This is a genomic window from Micromonospora globbae (assembly GCF_003610785.1).
Lineage (GTDB): Bacteria > Actinomycetota > Actinomycetes > Mycobacteriales > Micromonosporaceae > Micromonospora > Micromonospora globbae.
Genome location: NZ_RAQQ01000010.1, coordinates 27,076 through 44,157, shown reverse-complemented (window position 1 = coordinate 44,157; position 17,082 = coordinate 27,076). Strand labels below are relative to the sequence as shown.

Genomic DNA, 17,082 nt, shown 5'->3' with positions numbered 1-17,082 from the left:
AACACATTGGCAATAACCGTTTCAATTGGGGCGTGGAAATGTTGGCGCGGGGCGCCACGGGCGGCAGGCGCCGCCGCACTCACGCCACCGCGGCCGAATCCGTCCCGGCGAGGATCCGGTCCACCGTCTCGGCCACCGTGAGATCCGACGTGTCGATCCACAGGCCCAGCCTCGGGGTGGCCGCGCGCAGCGCGTGGTCGAGCGCGGCGACAGCCTGGTCCCCGGGCCGGTACGCCACCTTGCCCCGCGTCCGCCGGCGTTCGGCGTCCCGCGCCGCCACCACCTCGGCGCGGGGGGCCAGGACCACCACGGACAGCGGCCGGGTGCGGATGCGGTCGACGACCCACGGGAGGTCGTCACCCAGGACGATGTCCTGGAACACGACCTGGAAGCCCGCCTCGGCGTACCCGTCGGCGGCCGCCGCGGCGAGCGCGTACCGCAGCCGAAGCTGGCGTACGGCCTCGGCCGGCGGGTCGGCGGGACCCATCTCCACGCGGCCGTTGACGATCATGCGGCGGAACACGTCACCCCGGACGTGGACGGACCGCGGCAGGCGCTCCGCGAGCGCCTGCGCGACGGTCGACTTCCCGGCGGCCTGGATGCCGGTGATCAGCGTGATCGGCATGGCCGCAGGATAGGAAGCCGGACCGCCCGCGCGACCGGCACCTACCGGTCGACGGTGCCGACCGGCGCCATCACCCGCAGCGCGTTCGCCGCGAGGCCGACGCGGATCGGCGTACGGCCGCGCAGTTCGCCGTCGACCTCGACGGGCGCCGGCCGGTCCGTCTCCAGCCACAGCTCGCCGACGGCCACGAACGGCTGCTCGTGCAAGGTGCGGCGATGGCCGGTCGTCGCGTTGCGCACCGTGTCCCGCAGCAGTCCGCGGCGGCTGGGGCCGCCCACCGGGTACGCCACCAGCAGCCGGTCGTCGGCGTCCGCGTCCGCCGTGATCGGCCGTCCGGCGTGGAAGCCACCGTTCGCCACGTACAGCTGTCGGGTGACGTAGGTGTGCTCGGCGCCGGCGGTGCGGATCGTGGCGCGCAGCGGGCGGTGCCGGGTGAGCAGGGCCAGGGCGGTGAGCGGGTACGCGACCCGCCCGGTGAGGCGCTTCAGGCGCGGCGGCGTCGTGAGCATGACGTCGGCGGACAGCCCGACCCCGACGTGGTTGGTGAACGGCGTGTCGCCGGCGAGCCCCAGGTCGACGTCGACCACCGTGCCGGTGGCGAGGACGTCGACGGCCCGGTCGAGGCGCAGCGGGACGCCGACGGTCCGGGCGAAGTTGTTCGTGGTGCCCATCGGCAGCAGACCGAGCGCCATGTCGCGGTGGGCGAGCAGGCGCGCGGCGGCGCTGAGCGTGCCGTCGCCGCCGCCGGCGATGAGCAGGTCCGGCCCGAGATCGGCGGCCTCGGCGAGCGTGCGTTCTAGCCGGCCCACGTCCTCGACCGGGTGGTGGGCGACGAGGTCGAAGCCGGCGGACGCGAGCAGCGCGCAGGCCCGTTCGTAGAGGTGGCGGCCCCGGCGGGAGTGGGCGTTCACGACGAGCACCGCCCGGCGCTCCCGCCGGATGGCCTCGCCGAGCTCCTGTTTGGTCCGCATCAGACCCCGACCCTATCCCCAGTGGACCGAGGCCGGCGCGGAACGTGCGCGGGCGGGCGCCGCGACCGGTGGCCGCGCCGCGCGGGCCGGCCGGTGGAGGCCTCCCGCGCAGGCGCCACCCGGTCCGCACCCGCCCGGGTGCGCGGGGCCGAGCCGGCTCCGGCCGGCCTCCTCGTTCCGGCCCTCCGCGCCCGGTGCCGACCGTACGCTGCCGGGGGAGGGGTGCAGATGGCGCAGACGCAGCGGGTGGCCGTCCTCGGGCTCGGCGGCATGGGACGGCCGATGGCCGCCAACATCCTCCGGGCGGGCCTGCCCACGGTGGTCTGGAACCGCAGCCCCGGGCCGGCCCGGGATCTCGGCGAGCAGGGCGCGCGGGTCGCCGACAGCGCGGCCGACGCCGTACGGGAGGCGGACGTCGTGGTCACGATGGTGACCGACGCCGACGCCGTCCTCGCCGTGGCCGACAGCGGCATGCTCGACGCCATGCCCGACGGCGCGGTCTGGGCGCAGATGAGCACCATCGGGGCGGCCGGCACCGACCGGGTCGCCCGACTGGTGGCCGAGCGCCGGCCGGGCGTCGTCCTGGTGGACGCGCCGGTGGCCGGCAGCCGTGGCCCGGCCGAGCAGGGGAAACTCGTCGTCCTCGCCTCGGGCCCGGAGCAGGCCCGTGACCGGGTGGCGCCGGTCTTCGACGCGGTCGGGCAGCGTACCGTCTGGGTCGGGCCGGTGGGGGCGGGTTCCCGGATCAAGATGGCCAACAACCTGCTGCTGGCCTTCGTGAACGAGGGGATCGCCGAGTGCGTGGCGCTCGGCCGGGCGCTCGGGCTCCACCGGGCGACGGTGCTCGACGCGCTGCACGGCAGCACGCTGGTCTCCCCGTGGGCGGCGGAGAAGCTGGAGCGGATCGGCCGGGACGACCACTCGCCGCAGTACCCGCTGCGCCTCGCGCTCAAGGACGTGCGGCTGGCCCTGGGCGACGTGGACGCGGACCGCTTCCCGGTCGCGGGCCGTCTCGCCGCCGAGTGGCAGGGGGCGGTCGACCAGGGCCTCGGCGACGAGGACCTCACCGTGGTCGTCCGCGCCCTCGAACGCTGACCCGCCCGCCTGCCGCGCGCCCGCCTGGTCGAGCTATTCGAACCGATTTCAGGCGGTAGGTGAGATCAGTAGGGTTAAGGTGATTTTGCGCAGGTTCCAAGCGGCCCGTTGTCCCTGGCCCCGCCGCGGCACTCGCGGTACGGGCCACACCGCATCCGCAGCGTGCGGTGGACGAGCGTCGCAGCACGACCCACGCCGGCGGCCACCCCGCCGGCCGGTGAGCCAGACGGTGTCGCCGCGGAGTCGCGTGCCCGGACGGAGAGATGATGTCCCTGCTTGACGATGTCAACGAGCCCGCCGACCTCGACCGGCTCACCCGCGACCAGCTCGGGCTGCTCGCCAGCGAGATCCGGGAGTTCCTCGTGGAGGCGGTCTGCCGGCGGGGCGGGCACCTCGGACCCAACCTCGGCGTGGTCGAGCTGACCCTGGCGCTGCACCGGGTGTTCCGCTCCCCGCACGACCGGATCGTCTTCGACACCGGACACCAGGCGTACGTCCACAAGCTGCTCACCGGCCGCCGCGAGCGCTTCGGCGGGCTGCGCGGGCGCGGGGGCCTCTCCGGCTACCCGCGGCGGGCCGAGTCGCCGCACGACCTCGTGGAGAACTCGCACGCGTCGACCGCGCTGTCGTACGCCGAGGGGCTGGCCCGGGCGTACGCCCTCGACGGGGTGGGACGCACGGTGGTCGCGGTCATCGGCGACGGCGCCCTCACCGGCGGGCTCGCCTGGGAGGCGCTGAACAACCTCGCGACGTCCCCGGGCCGGGTGGTGGTCGTGCTCAACGACAACGGCCGCTCGTACGCGCCGACCGTCGGCGGCCTCGCGGCCCACCTCGGCCGGCGGCAGGGCGACGACGACGGACCCGGGCTCTTCGAGGCGCTCGGCCTGGACTACCTGGGCCCGGTCGACGGACACGACGTCGCGCAGGTCGAGGCCGCGCTGCACGCGGCCCGCACCGCCGACCGGTCGGTGGTGGTCCACTGCGTCACCCGCAAGGGGTACGGACACCCGCCCAGCGAGGCCGACGAGGCCGACCGGCTGCACGCCGTGGGGGTGGTCGACCCGCGCACCGGGCAGCCGACGAGCGCGCCCGGCCGGACCTGGACCGACGCGCTCTCCGACGAGCTGGTGGCCATCGGCGCCGACCATCCCGACCTGGTGGCGGTGTCCGCGGCGATGCTCGGCCCCACCGGCCTGGCGGCGTTCGGCGCCCGCTACCCGGACCGCACCGTCGACGTCGGCATCGCCGAGCAGCACGCCGTCACGTCGGCGGCCGGGCTCGCCCTCGGCGGGAAGCATCCCGTCGTGGCGGTGTACGCGACCTTCCTCAACCGGGCCGTCGACCAGGTCCTGCTCGACGTGGCCCTGCACCGGCTGCCGGTCACGCTCGTGCTCGACCGGGCCGGCATCACCGGCCCGGACGGGCCCAGCCACCACGGCATGTGGGACCTCGCGCTGCTCGGCGCCGTCCCGGGGCTGCGGGTGGCCGCACCGCGGGACGAGGCGACGCTGCGCGAGGAGCTGCGGGAGGCGGTGGCCGACCAGGACGGCCCCACGGTGCTGCGCTTCCCGAAGGCGCGGGTCGGTGACGAGATCCCGGCGCTCTACCGCACCGGCGGGATCGACGTGCTGCGCACGGCCGCGGCGGCGCCCGTCCTGCTGGTCGCCGTGGGCGCGATGGCGGCGCCCGCGCTGCACGCCGCCGACCTGCTCGCCGAGGCCGGCGTGGAGTGCACCGTCGTGGACCCCCGCTGGGTCCGCCCCGTCAACCCCGCGCTGACCGCGTTCGCCGCCGACCACGCCCTCGTCGTGACCGTCGAGGACGGCATCCGCGACGGCGGCGTCGGCAGCGCCGTCGCGCTGGCGCTCGCCGACGCGGCCGTCGGCGCGCCGGTGCGGGCGCTGGGCCTGCCGACCGCGTTCATCCCGCACGGGGAGCGGGCCGGCCTGCTCGCCGAGCACGGGCTCGACCCGCCCGGCATCTGCGCCGCGGTCCTGCACGAGGTCTCCACGCTGCCCGCCGACCTCGACCTGCGGATGCGGGCCCGGACGCAGACCCCGCTGAGCCCCCTGCCCGGATGAGCCACCACCGCCGACCCCATGCCCCAGAGGAAGGAGACCCGGGATGAGCCAACAGGTCGTCGTTCCCGCCGTGCACCGGCTCGCCCAGGCCCGGGCGGCGGAGAACTTCCCGGTCGCGCTGCGCGTGCTGCCCGCCCGGTATCGCCGCCACCTCATCGCCGTCTACGCGTACGCCCGCCACGTCGACGACCTCGGTGACGAGCCGCAGGCCCCCGGGGTCGACCGGACGGCCGAGCTGGACCGGATCGAGGCCGAGCTGCGCGCCCTGTACACCGGCCGCGCCGTGAGCCATCCGGTCGTACGGGCCCTCGCGCCCACCGTCACCGGCTGCGGGCTGCCCCTCGACGCGCTCGTCCGGCTCGTCGAGGCGAACCGGCTCGACCAGCGGGTCACCCGGTACGCGACGTTCGCGCAGCTGGTCGACTACTGCACCCTCTCGGCCAACCCGATCGGCGAGCTGGTGCTGCACGTCTTCGGCCAGGCCGGGCCGGCGCGGCGGCAGCTGTCCGACCGGATCTGCACGGCGTTGCAGCTCGTCGAGCACCTCCAGGACGTCGCCGAGGACCACCGGCGCGGCCGGGTGTACCTGCCGGCCGAGGACCTGGACCGGTTCGGCGTCACCGAGGAGGACCTGGGGCGCCCGGCCGCCACCGCGCCCCTGCGCGAGCTGATCGCGTTCGAGGCCGAACGCGCCCGGGCCTGGCTCGATGCCGGGGCGCCGCTGGTGTCCGCGCTGCACGGGTGGGCCCGCCTCGCGGTCGGCGGCTACCTCGCCGGCGGCCGGGCCACCCTCGACGCGCTCGCCGAGGCCGACCACGACCCGCTGCGCGCCGCCGTCCGCCCCCGCCGCCGACGGGTGCTGCGCCGGTACCTGGCCGCCACCGTGCGGAGCGCCGGATGACCGCCGCCGCCACCAGCACCGTCGAGGCCGCGTACCGCCGCTGCGAGGACATCACCCGCAGCCGGGCGGCGAACTTCGCGTACGGGATCCGGCTGCTGCCGCCCGCGAAGCGGCGCGCGCTGTCGGCCATCTACGCCACCGCCCGGCGGATCGACGACATCGGCGACGGCGGCCTCCCGCCCGACGAGAAGCTCGACCGGCTCGCCGAGACCCGCGCGGCGCTGCACCGGCTGCCGGCCGACGGGGACGGGGACCCGGTGCTCACGGCGCTCGGGCACGCGGCGGCCCGGATGCCGATCCCGCTGGCCGCCTTCGACGAGCTGATCGACGGGTGCGCGGCCGACGTGACCGGGCGCCGGTACGCCACCTTCGACGAGTTGGTCTGGTACTGCCGCTGCGTGGCGGGGTCCATCGGCCGGCTGTCCCTGGGCGTCTTCGGCACGGTCGAGCCGGCCCGCGCCGCCCCGCTGGCCGACGCCCTCGGCGTGGCCCTCCAGCTCACCAACATCCTGCGCGACCTCGTGGAGGACCGCGCCGACGGGCGGATCTACCTGCCCGCGGAGGATCTGGACCGGTTCGGCTGCACGCTGGAACGCCGCGGCGCTGGGTTCGCCGATCCGCCCGGACGGCTGAGCGAGCTGGTGCGGTTCGAGGCGGCCCGGGCCGCCCGCTGGTACGACACCGGACTGCGGCTGCTCCCGCTGCTGGACCGGCGCAGCGCCGCCTGCACCGCGGCGATGGCGGGCATCTACCGGCGGCTGCTCGCCCGGATCGCGTCCGACCCGCTGGCGGTCACCCGCAGCCGCGTGTCGCTGCCCGGGCGCGAGAAGGCCTGGGTGGCGGCCCGCGCACTGGTCGGGCGATCCGCGTGACCGGGCCGGTCGGTGCGTCGCCGGGCGGCGGCGGGGTGTGTGTCGTCGGCGGTGGGCTCGCCGGGATCGCCGCGGCGATCCGCCTGGCCGACCGGGGCCTGCCCGTGACGCTGCTGGAGAGCCGCGCCGAGCTCGGCGGGGCCACGTACTCGTTCCGGCGCGACGGCCTGACCGTCGACACCGGCCAGCACGTCTTCCTGCGCTGCTACCACGCCTACCGGGACCTGCTGGACCGGCTCGGCACCACCGCCGGCACGCAGGTGCAGCGGCGGTTCGAGGTGCCCGTGCTGCTGCCCGGGCGGGCCCCGCACGTGCTGACCCGCCGCCGGCTGCCCGCGCCCGCCCACCTGCTGCCCGCGCTGGCCGGCTACCGGCTCATCAGCCCCGCCGAACGGCTCGCCGCCGTCCGCGCGTGCGCCGCCCTGCGCCGCGTCGACCCGGACGCGCCCGCCACCGACGGGCAGTGCTTCGGTGACTGGCTGGCCGCGCACGGCCAGAGCCCACGGTCGGTGCGCCGACTCTGGGACCTGATCACCGTGGCCGCGCTGAACGTGCCCAGCACCCAGGCCTCCCTCGCGCTCGCCGCCCGGGTCTTCCGCACCGGCCTGCTGGAGGCCGCGGACGCCGGCGACATCGGCCGGCCGCTGGTGCCCCTGACCGAGCTGCACGCCGTCGCCGCGCGGCGCGTGCTGGACCGGCTGGGCGTCCGGGTACGCCCGCGCTCGCGCGTGCGGTGGATCCACCCCGAACCCGCCGGCTTCCGCGTCGGGGTGGACGGTGGCGAGCTCGCGGCCGACGGGGTCGTGCTCGCCGTGCCGCACCCGGTCGCGGCCGCACTCGTCCCGCCGGCCGCCGCGCCCGCGGCCGGCGACTGGGCGCGGCTCGGCGCCGCGCCGATCGTCAACGTGCACCTGCGTTACGCCCACCGGGTCACCCGGCTGACCATGGCGGCCGCCGTGGAGTCCCCGGCCCAGTGGATCTTCGACCGCTCGGGGCCGGACGCCGGCGACGAGCAGCACCTCGTGGTGTCGATCTCGGCCGCCGACGCCGAGATCGACCGTCCCGCCGCGGAGCTGGTGGCCACCCAGCGCCGGGCACTCGCCGACCTCTTTCCCGCCGCGCGGCACACCCCGGTACGCGACGCGTTCGTCACCCGGGAGCCGCGGGCCACGTTCCGGCAGAACCCCGGCACCCGGGCGTACCGGCCGGCGGCGGGCACCCGCCTGCCCGGGCTGGTCCTGGCCGGCGCATGGACCGACACCGGATGGCCGGACACGATGGAGGGCGCGGTGCGCAGCGGTCAGGTGGCCGCCGACACCCTCGCCCACCAGCTCGTGTCCCGGCCCCGACACCACACGGAGGCCGCACGATGACCGTTGTACGCAGCCGCAGCACCGACCAGATCCAGACGTACGTCGAGCCGGCCATCCGGGCGCTGCTGGACCGCCTGGACGCGGGCAACCGGCTGGTGGCCGGCTACCAGCTCGGCTACTGGGACGCCGACGGGTCACCCGCGGCCAGCCAGGGCAAGGGCCTGCGGCCGGCGCTGGCGCTGCTGTCGGCGCGGGCCGCGGGAGCCGCCCCGGAGGCGGGGGCACCGGCGGCCGCGGCGGTCGAGCTCGCGCACAACTTCTCGCTGCTGCACGACGACGTGATGGACGGCGACACCGAGCGCCGCCACCGGCCGACCGCGTGGACGGTGTTCGGCGTCGGCCCGGCGATCCTCGCCGGCGACGCGCTCATCGGGCTCGCGTACGAGGCGCTCGTCGAGGTGCCCGGTGGTGAGCCGGCGGCCCGCCGCCTCGCCGAGGACGTCCGCGCGCTGATCGCCGGGCAGATGGCGGACCTGAGCTTCGAGCGGCGCGACGACGTGACGCTCGACGAGTGCCTGGCAATGGCCGGGAACAAGACGGCGGCCCTGCTGGCCGCGTCCTGCGCGCTCGGCGCGCTGCTCTGCGGCGGCCCGCCGGGGCTGGTCGACGGGCTCTCCCGGTTCGGCTCCCACCTGGGGCTCGCGTTCCAGCTCGTCGACGACGTGCTGGGCATCTGGGGCGACCCCGGCCGCACGGGCAAGCCCGTCGGGTCGGACCTGCGCGCCCGCAAGCGCAGCATCCCCGTCGTCCGGGCGTTGACCAGCGGCGACCCCGCCGGCCTGGCCCTGGCCGACCTGTACCGCTCACCCGAGCCGCTGACCGACGAGGACGTGGCCCGGGCGAGCGAGCTGATCGAGGCGACCGGCGCCCGCGAGTGGACCCAGCAGCGGGCGTGGCAGGAGACCGAGCGGGCCCGGGCCGAGCTGGAGGCCCTGGACCTGCCGGAGGACGTACGCGGCGAACTCGCCGACGTGGCCGACTTCATCACGGGACGGGACCACTGATGACCGAGCTGCTGTCACCGAAGACCACCACCACCGTCGAGGCGGAGCGCCCCGGCGCCGACGTGCTCGACGAGGCGCGGGACGCGCTGCGGCGCGCCCGGGACCACCTGCTGGACCTCCAGGACGAGGCCGGCTGGTGGAAGGGCGACCTCGCCACGAACGTCACGATGGACGCCGAGGACCTGATGCTGCGGCAGTTCCTCGGCATCCGGACCGCCGAGCAGACCGCCGAGACGGCCCGCTGGATCCGCTCCCAGCAGCGTCCCGACGGCTCCTGGGCGATCTTCCACGGCGGCCCGGGGGACCTGTCGACCACCATCGAGGCGTACGTGGCGCTGCGCCTGGCCGGCGACACCGTCGAGGCGCCGCACATGGCGGCCGCGGCGGCGTTCGTCCGGGCGCACGGAGGCGTGGCGGCCAGCCGGGTGTTCACCCGGTTCTGGCTGGCCCTGTTCGGCCACTGGCCCTGGTCGCAGCTGCCCGCCGTGCCGCCCGAACTCGTGCTCCTGCCGTCCTGGGTGCCGTTCAACGTCTACGACTTCGCCTGCTGGGCGCGGCAGACCATCGTCCCGCTGTCCATCGTGCGGGCGCTGCGGCCGGTGCGGTCGCTCGGCTTCGGCGTCGACGAGCTGCGCACGAACGCGCGGCCACCCCGGCCGCCCCGGCTGGGCAGCCGGCCCGGCCTGCTCTACCGGCTGGACCGCCTCGCCAGCGGGTACGAGCGGATCGCCCGCGGCCCGGTACGCCGGCACGCGCTGCGCCGGGCCGCCGAGTGGATCGTCGCCCGCCAGGAGGCGGACGGGTCGTGGGGCGGGATCCAGCCGCCCTGGGTCTACTCGCTGATGGCGCTGCACCTGCTCGGCTACCCGCTGGACCACCCGGTCCTGCGGGCCGGACTGGACGGGCTGGAACGGTTCACGGTGCGGACGCAGACCCCGGACGGCCCGGCGCGCTGGCTGGAGGCGTGCCAGTCGCCGGTCTGGGACACCGCGCTGGCCGTCACCGCGCTCACCGACGCCGGGCTGCCGGCCGAGCACCCCGCCGTCGAGCGCGCCGGGCGGTGGCTGCTGAGCGAGGAGATCCGAGTCCGGGGCGACTGGGCCGTACGCCGGCCGGACACGCCGGCCGGCGGCTGGGCCTTCGAGTTCGACAACGACGGGTACGCCGACACCGACGACACCGCTGAGGTGATCATGGCGTTGCGGCGTACCGGCGTGCCCGCGGAGGCGGCGGTGCTGCGCGGCACCCGCTGGCTGCTCGGCATGCAGTCCCGCGACGGCGGCTGGGCGGCGTTCGACGCCGACAACACCCGCGCCATCCTCGGCGAGCTGCCGTTCTGCGACTTCGGCGAGGTCATCGACCCGCCCAGCGCCGACGTGACGGCGCACGTCGTGGAGGCACTGGCGGCGGAGAACTACGCCGGCACGACGCCGGTGCGGCGCGGCGTGCACTGGCTGCTGCGGGCCCAGGAGCCGGACGGCTCGTGGTTCGGCCGGTGGGGCGCCAACCACGTGTACGGCACCGGCGCCGTGGTGCCGGCGCTCGTGGCCGCGGGCGTGCCCCGCCGGCATCCCGCGATCCGCCGGGCCGTGGACTGGCTGTTCGCGCACCAGAACGCCGACGGCGGCTGGGGCGAGGACCTGCGCTCCTACCGAGACCCGTCCTGGATCGGCCGCGGCGAGTCGACCGCCTCGCAGACCGCGTGGGCCCTGCTCGCGCTGCACGCCGCCGGTCACGGCACCGGCGAGCGGGCGCTGCGGGCGGTGCGCTGGCTGGTCGACACCCAGCGCCCGGACGGCGGGTGGGACGAGCCCCAGTTCACAGGCACCGGCTTCCCCGGCGACTTCTACATCAACTACGGGCTGTACCGGCTGGTCTTCCCGATCAGCGCGCTCGGCCGGATCCTCGGCACGCGGGCGGACGAGGCCACGGTGACGCGGTGATCCGCCCCGCTGTCCCGGCCGACCCGGCGTGGACGCTGTACGCGCCCATGCGGCCGGAGCTGTCCGCGCTGCGCCGGGGGCTCGGCGATCCCGCACCGCACGGGCGGCTCACGCTGTGCCGCACCGGCATCGGGCCGCGTCGCGCCCGCTCGGCGGCGGCGCTCCGCCCGGCCGGCACGGGGCCGGTGGCGGTCGCCGGGATCGCCGGTGGGCTCGCCCCCGACCTCGCCACGGGCGACGTGGTGGTGGCGAGCGTGGTCCGTGCCGACCCGCTCGCGCCGGACGCCCCGGCGGGGGAGCTGCGGATGCCCGACGCCGACCTGCTCGCGGCGGCGCTGCGCAGGCGGGGGCTGCGGGTGCACGTCGGCCCGGTCGTCAGCACCGACCGGCTGGTCGACGGCGCGGCCCGGGACCGGCTGGCCGCGACCGGCGCGCTCGCCGCCGACCTGGAGTCGGCGTGGCTGCTGGCCGGCTGCGCCGGACGCCCCACGGCCTGCGTACGCGTGGTCGCCGACACGGCGGCCGGACCGCTGTACCGGCCGGCCACCCTGCGCCGGGTGCGCGCGGCGCTGCGGGTGCTGCCGGTGGTGGCCGCGGCGCTCACCGAGTGGGCCGCGGCGGCCGGCAGCGTGCACCGGTTGCTGCTGGCCTCGCCCCGGTCGTTCTGCGCCGGCGTGGAACGGGCGATCGCCGTGGTGGAGCAGGCGTTGCGCCGGCACGGCCCGCCGGTCTACGTGCGCAAGCAGATCGTGCACAACGCCCGGGTGGTGGCCGACCTGCGGGCCCAGGGCGCCGTCTTCGTCGACGAGCTCGACGAGGTGCCCGACGGGGCGCTCACCGTGTTCTCCGCGCACGGCGTGGCGCCGGCCGTGCGGAAGGAGGCCGCCGACCGGCGGCTGCCGGTGATCGACGCGACCTGCCCGCTGGTGACGAAGGTGCACGCCGAGGCCCGCCGGTTCGCCGGCCGTGGCGACACGGTGCTGCTCATCGGGCACCCGGGCCACGAGGAAACCGAGGGCACCCTGGGCGAGGCGCCCGACCGGATCCGCCTCGTGCCCGACCCGGCCACCGCCGAGACGGTGCAGGTGGACGACCCGGAGCGGGTGTCGTACCTGGTGCAGACCACGCTCGCCGTGGACGAGGCGGCGGGGATCCTCGACACGCTGCGCCGCCGGTTCCCGGCGCTGGCCGGTCCCGGCTCCGACGACATCTGCTACGCCACCACGAACCGGCAGCGGGCCATCACGGCCGTCGCGGCCCACGCCGACCTGGTGCTGGTCATCGGTTCCGCGAACTCCTCGAACTCCCGGCGGCTCGTGGAGGTCGCCGAACGGGCGGGCGCCCGGGCGCACCTCGTGGACGACGTGAGCGGCATCGACCTGCGCTGGCTCGCGGGCGCCGCGACGGTCGGCATCACGGCCGGCGCCTCGGCGCCGCCGGGACTGGTCGACGAGGTGGTGGCCGCACTGACCGCCCTCGGGGCGAAGGAGGTGAGCGAGCACACCGCAGCAGTGGAGGACGTGGTTTTCACCCTGCCGAAGGAGGTACGCCAGCCGTGAGTATGCCGTTGCGTCAGAGCCTACGTATCGCGCGATACCTGGCCGGACAGAAGATACGCGGGCGCAAGCAGTTCCCGTTGCTGCTGGAACTGGAGCCGCTGTTCGCCTGCAACCTGAAGTGCGCGGGCTGCGGCAAGATCCAGCAGCCGGCGAGCCTGCTCAAGCGCCGGATGCCGGTGGAGCAGGCGCTGGCCGCCGTGGAGGAGTGCGGCGCGCCGATGATCTCCATCGCCGGCGGCGAGCCGCTCATGCACCCGGAGATCGACAAGCTCGTGGCCGAACTGGTGCGCCGCAAGAAGTTCGTGTTCCTCTGCACCAACGCGATGCTGCTGCCCAAGAAGATCGACAAGTTCCGGCCGTCGCCGTACTTCGCGTTCACCGTCCACATCGACGGCCTGCGGGAACGGCACGACGCGGCGGTGTGCAAGGACGGCGTCTTCGACGTCGCCGTGGAGGCGGTCCGCGAGGCCAAGCGGCGCGGCTTCCGGGTCACCACGAACACCACGTTCTTCAACACCGACACCCCGCAGACGGTCATCGAGGTGCTCGACTACCTCAACGACGACCTGAAGGTCGACGAGATGATGCTCGCGCCGGCGTACGCGTACGAAAAGGCGCCGGACCAGGAGCACTTCCTGGGCGTCATGGAGACCCGGGAGCTGTTCCGCAAGGCGTTCTCCGGTGGTCGCCGGGCCCGCTGGCGGCTCAACCACTCGCCGCTGTTCCTGGACTTCCTGGAGGGGAAGGTCGACTTCCCGTGCACCGCGTGGGCCATCCCGTCGTACTCGCTGCTGGGCTGGCAGCGGCCCTGCTACCTGCTCTCCGACGGGTACGCCGCGAGCTACCGGGAACTGCTCGAGACGACCGACTGGGACAGCTACGGGCGGGGACGCGACGCGCGCTGCGCCAACTGCATGGCGCACTGCGGGTACGAGCCGACGGCCGTGCTGGCCACCATGTCGTCGCTGCGGGAGTCGCTGCGCGCGATCCGGGACACGTGAGCGGGCGCGGGGGAGGACCGGCGGCTCAGCCGAACCGGGTCGCGAGCCGGCGGTACAGCCCCGGCAGCAGCCCGCGTACGGCCACGGGCAGGCGCAGCCAGCCCGGCACGTACACCTCGGCCCGGTCCCGGACGATCGCGTCGACGAGCGCGTCGGCGACCCGCTCCGGCGGCACCGGACGGGGGCGCCGGCGTCGGTACGGCTGGCCCCGGCGGACGAAGAACGGGGTGTCCACCACGCCGGGCACCACCGTGCTCACCCCGACCCGGCGGCCGGCCAGCTCCATCCGCAGGCTCTGGGCGAAGGTGTCCAGGCCGGCCTTCGTGGCCGCGTAGACGGACTCGCCGTCCACGCCGAGCCGGCCGGCGATCGACCCCACGAACACGAGGTGCCCGCCGCGGTGGCACATCCCGGGCAGCAGCGCCCGGGTCAGCTCGATGGGCGCGCGCAGGTTGACCGCGAGCAGTTCGTCGGCGAGCGCGTCCGCCATCCCGCCGAACGGGCCGGCCCAGCCCACGCCGGCGTTGTTGACGAGGACGTCCACCCGCGTGTGCCGGGCCAGGGCCTGCTCGGCCAGCTCGCGTCCGGCGTGCGGCCGGCCCAGGTCGCTCACGATGGTGGTGGCGCCGGTCTGCGCGGCGAGGCGGGCCAGCCGGTCCGCGTCGCGGCCGGCGGCCACGACCTGACTCCCGGCGCCGGCGAGGCGCCGTACCACCGCCGCGCCGATCCCCGACGACGCTCCCGTCACCAGCACCACCGCGCCGGTCAGGCGCATCGGGGCACCCCGGGTGGAGGCGCACCCGGCACCGCCGCGTCGTCCGTCGCCGGCCCGTCCGCGGCACGGTCGGCCCCGTCCGGTCCGTCGCCACCCCGAGGCCCCCGGGCCCGGCTTCCCGCGCCGGCGGCCGCGCGAACGGCGCCTGCACTGCCCGCGGTGGCGGGCGTGCTCCCGGCGGTGGCGGGCGTGCTGCCGGCCCCGGGCGGCTGCCCACCCGCGGGGTGGGCGTCGATCTCGGCGAGCAGCGCGGCCAGGTTGGCCCGCACCTGCGCCACCACGGTGTCGCCGACGTCGGCGAGGGCCCCGGTGAGCAGCACCCCGATCCCGAAGCTGCCGCCGAGCCGCAGGATGCCGATGCCGATGTGCACCCCGTCGGCGAGGCCGACCACCGGTGCGGCGGCGCGCAGGGGCGCGCCGCTGAGCACCCGTGGCGGGAAGGTCGCCGGGACGTACGAGACGATCACGTTGAGCCGGCGGCTGGTGTAGACGCGCCGGGCCATCGCGGCGTGCAGCGGCGCCGGGAGGATGCCCATCGCCCGCATCACGAGGTTCGCGGCCTCGGGTTCACCGCTGCGGAGCGCGTCGCGCAGGGAGCGGCGCACCGCGGCCACCCGGTCCCGTGGCGGTCCCGCCCCCATGGGCAGGTCGAGGGTGACGGCCCCGGTCCAGTTGCCCTGGGTGGGCGCCCGCCGGCGCGCGTCGCGGGACACGGCGAACATCACCCGCAGCCGCTCCGGCACCGGAGCCGGGTGCGCGGCGCCCAGCGCCGCGGCGGTGAGCGCGAGCATCAGCTCGCTGGGGTGGGCCTGGCAGGACCGGGCCGCGCGGAGCACGTCCGCGGCCGGCAGGCTCGCCGTGAGCAGACGCCGACGGGACGAGTCGAGCCGGCGGTTGAGGGGCGTGCGCGGCGCGGTGCCCTGCGTGGCCAGCCGGGCCAGTCCGCGTACGGTCCGGCCGAGCTGGCGCGCCGTCTCCCGCGCCTGGTCGAGCCCGCCCCGCTCCGGGGCGGGCGCCCCCCGCCGGCCCAGCAGGGTGCGGCCACCGGCCGGCGCCTCCCGCCGGGGCGGCTCGGGCGCGTCGAGCAGCCGGCGCAGCACGGCGATCACGGACAGGCCGTCCCCGAGGCAGTGGTGCAGCTTCACCGCGAGCCGGGTACGCCCGTCCGGCAGCCCTCCGACGAGCAGCATCCGCCAGGGTGGACGGTCGGTGGGCAGCGGCTCGGACCAGAAGCGGTCCACGGCGGCGCCGCCGTCGTCACCCGGCGCGACGTGGATCTCGTCGACGTGGGCGGCCGGGTCCACGTACCGGTCGATCACCCAGCCGGGGCGGCGCCAGCGGCCCCGGTCGACCAGGCGGCGGCGCAGCGTGGTGATCGCCGGCAGCCGCCGCGCCAGCAGCGCCGTCACCTCCGCCCGGGTGACGGGCTGGCCGTCGGGGCGCGCACCCAGCTCCATGACCGTGCCGATCTGCTGCGGCTCGGTGGGAGTCTGGACGTGGAGGAAGAACGCGTCCTGCGCCCGGAGCGGCCAGCTCGCCGGGCGGCGTCGTGGCGCGCCCCCGGCCCGCCCCCGCGTCCGCGCGTCGCCCCTGGCCGAGGCATCGTCCCCCGCCGCGTCCCCCGCCGTGGCGCCCCCCGCCGCGGCGTCGCCCGGCGCGCCGACCCGCGAGGTGCGCGCGGCGGCGACCGCCGGCAGCCCCAGGTCGGGCAGCCGCCCGTCCGGGGGGACCTCGACGGTGCGCGCCGGCAGGGCGAGCCGGCTGCGCACGCCGGCGACGAGCGCCTGCGGGGTGTGGGCCGTCTCGGCGAGCCCGGCCGCCGCCATCAACGCCGCGTTCGCCGTGCCGTGCGCGGCGATCGGCCGGTACATCACGATCGGGGTGCCGGTGGCTAGGGCCTCGAGCGCGGTGGCCCCGCCCGCGTTGGTGACCAGCAGGCGGGCGGCCTGCAGCAGCGTCGGCATGTCGTCGACCCAGCCGCGCACGAGCAGCCGTCCCGGGGGCACGTCGAGCGCCGCCAGCCGGGCCGCGAGCCGGTCGTTGCGCCCGCAGACGGCCACCACCTGGATGGGGTCGCCGATGCCGACCAGGGCGCGGATGGCCTCCTCGACGGCCCCGAAGCCGTACGAGCCGCACGCGACCACCACGGCGGCGCGGTCCGGGTCGAGATCGCAGCGCCGGGCGGCCGCCACCCGGTCACCGGGACGGAACGAGTCCAGCACCGGGGGCGCGCAGACCCCCAGCGACGACCCCTCGGCGGCGACCGCCGCGACCGGCAGCGCGGCGGGGTGCACCACGACGTTGAGGTCCAGTTCCGGGTACACCCAGAACGGGTGCGGGGCGAAGTCGGAGATCCAGGCGCCGACCGGGACGCCGAGCCCGCGGTGCCGGCGCAGCCACGCCAGCCCGGCGCTGCCCAGGGGATACGTGGAGACGATCAGGTCGGGGTCGAACCCCTCGATGACCGGGCCGAGGCGCCGCCCCGCCCACGAGCCGGTGAACCACTTGGCCGTGGCGGCGAACCACCGGTGCCGCCACAGCGAGGCCCAGAAGAACTCGTACAGCCAGGGCGTCACCGCCACGTTGGTGACGTAGGTGCGGCGGAAGCCCCGACCGACCCCCGGCCCCATGACCTCGAGGGTGTCCACCCAGCCGACCCGGCTGCCCGGCCAGATCGCGTGGACGCGCTCCTCGAGCGCCCGACCGGTCGCGTCGTGCCCGCCGCCGATGTCGGCCGAGACGACCAGCACCCGCCGGGCGACCGGCTCGGCCGGCTCCGGGCCGGCCGGCGTGTTCACCGCGCACCCGCCGGGCTCGGCGTGCGATACCCGGGCTCAGACGGGTATGCGCAGGTGCTTCCGCCGGCCGCGTCCGGCACCGTC

The 17,082-nt window shown here is 76.5% G+C and carries 13 protein-coding genes; 9 read left to right on the top strand and 4 right to left on the bottom strand.

Features of this window, described 5'->3' with window-relative positions:
• Positions 1–79 precede the first annotated feature (79 nt).
• Positions 80–625 carry an AAA family ATPase gene (locus tag D7I43_RS15290; RefSeq protein ID WP_120329178.1) on the bottom strand — a complete coding sequence of 182 codons (546 nt, stop codon included), beginning with the start codon at positions 623–625 and terminating at the stop codon, positions 80–82.
• 41 nt (positions 626–666) lie between these two features.
• Positions 667–1,596 carry a diacylglycerol/lipid kinase family protein gene (locus tag D7I43_RS15285; protein ID WP_120329177.1) on the bottom strand — a complete coding sequence of 310 codons (930 nt, stop codon included), beginning with the start codon at positions 1,594–1,596 and terminating at the stop codon, positions 667–669.
• 228 nt (positions 1,597–1,824) lie between these two features.
• On the opposite strand from D7I43_RS15285, the gene D7I43_RS15280 reads away from it, so the two are divergent.
• The 9 genes from D7I43_RS15280 to hpnH all read left to right on the top strand — a co-directional run bounded on the left by D7I43_RS15280 (position 1,825) and on the right by hpnH (position 13,425).
• Entirely contained in the window at positions 1,825–2,691 is an 867-nt protein-coding gene (locus D7I43_RS15280) for an NAD(P)-dependent oxidoreductase (protein WP_120329176.1), read from the top strand.
• Positions 2,692–2,957: 266 nt separating this feature from the next.
• Positions 2,958–4,772 carry a 1-deoxy-D-xylulose-5-phosphate synthase gene (locus D7I43_RS15275; RefSeq protein ID WP_120329175.1) on the top strand — a complete coding sequence of 605 codons (1,815 nt, stop codon included), beginning with the start codon at positions 2,958–2,960 and terminating at the stop codon, positions 4,770–4,772.
• 43 nt (positions 4,773–4,815) lie between these two features.
• Positions 4,816–5,673, top strand: a complete 858-nt coding sequence (hpnC, locus tag D7I43_RS15270; RefSeq protein WP_120329174.1) for a squalene synthase HpnC — start codon at positions 4,816–4,818, stop codon at positions 5,671–5,673.
• Positions 5,670–6,545 (top strand): presqualene diphosphate synthase HpnD, encoded by an 876-nt coding sequence (gene hpnD / locus D7I43_RS15265; RefSeq protein ID WP_120329173.1) that lies wholly within the window; start codon positions 5,670–5,672, stop codon positions 6,543–6,545. The genes hpnC and hpnD overlap by 4 nt, the downstream gene beginning before the upstream one ends.
• Positions 6,542–7,918 (top strand): hydroxysqualene dehydroxylase HpnE, encoded by a 1,377-nt coding sequence (gene hpnE / locus D7I43_RS15260; protein ID WP_240032970.1) that lies wholly within the window; start codon positions 6,542–6,544, stop codon positions 7,916–7,918. Before hpnD ends, hpnE begins: the two co-directional genes overlap by 4 nt.
• Positions 7,915–8,922: a polyprenyl synthetase family protein gene (locus D7I43_RS15255; protein WP_120329172.1), complete on the top strand. Its 1,008-nt coding sequence runs from the start codon at positions 7,915–7,917 to the stop codon at positions 8,920–8,922. The genes hpnE and D7I43_RS15255 overlap by 4 nt, the downstream gene beginning before the upstream one ends.
• Positions 8,922–10,865: a squalene--hopene cyclase gene (gene shc / locus D7I43_RS15250; protein ID WP_120329171.1), complete on the top strand. Its 1,944-nt coding sequence runs from the start codon at positions 8,922–8,924 to the stop codon at positions 10,863–10,865. Before D7I43_RS15255 ends, shc begins: the two co-directional genes overlap by 1 nt.
• 47 nt (positions 10,866–10,912) lie before the next feature.
• Positions 10,913–12,424 (top strand): 4-hydroxy-3-methylbut-2-enyl diphosphate reductase, encoded by a 1,512-nt coding sequence (gene ispH, locus D7I43_RS34370; RefSeq protein WP_120329327.1) that lies wholly within the window; start codon positions 10,913–10,915, stop codon positions 12,422–12,424.
• Positions 12,425–12,426: 2 nt separating this feature from the next.
• Positions 12,427–13,425 (top strand): adenosyl-hopene transferase HpnH, encoded by a 999-nt coding sequence (gene hpnH / locus D7I43_RS15240; protein ID WP_240032991.1) that lies wholly within the window; start codon positions 12,427–12,429, stop codon positions 13,423–13,425.
• A 25-nt stretch (positions 13,426–13,450) separates the two neighbouring features.
• Here the strand turns inward: hpnH and D7I43_RS15235 are convergent, their stop codons facing one another.
• Both D7I43_RS15235 and D7I43_RS15230 read right to left on the bottom strand, forming a co-directional pair.
• Positions 13,451–14,200 carry an SDR family NAD(P)-dependent oxidoreductase gene (locus D7I43_RS15235; protein ID WP_120329169.1) on the bottom strand — a complete coding sequence of 250 codons (750 nt, stop codon included), beginning with the start codon at positions 14,198–14,200 and terminating at the stop codon, positions 13,451–13,453.
• Positions 14,191–16,998 carry a wax ester/triacylglycerol synthase domain-containing protein gene (locus D7I43_RS15230; protein ID WP_120329168.1) on the bottom strand — a complete coding sequence of 936 codons (2,808 nt, stop codon included), beginning with the start codon at positions 16,996–16,998 and terminating at the stop codon, positions 14,191–14,193. Before D7I43_RS15230 ends, D7I43_RS15235 begins: the two co-directional genes overlap by 10 nt.
• Between the last annotated feature and the right edge of the window lie 84 nt (positions 16,999–17,082).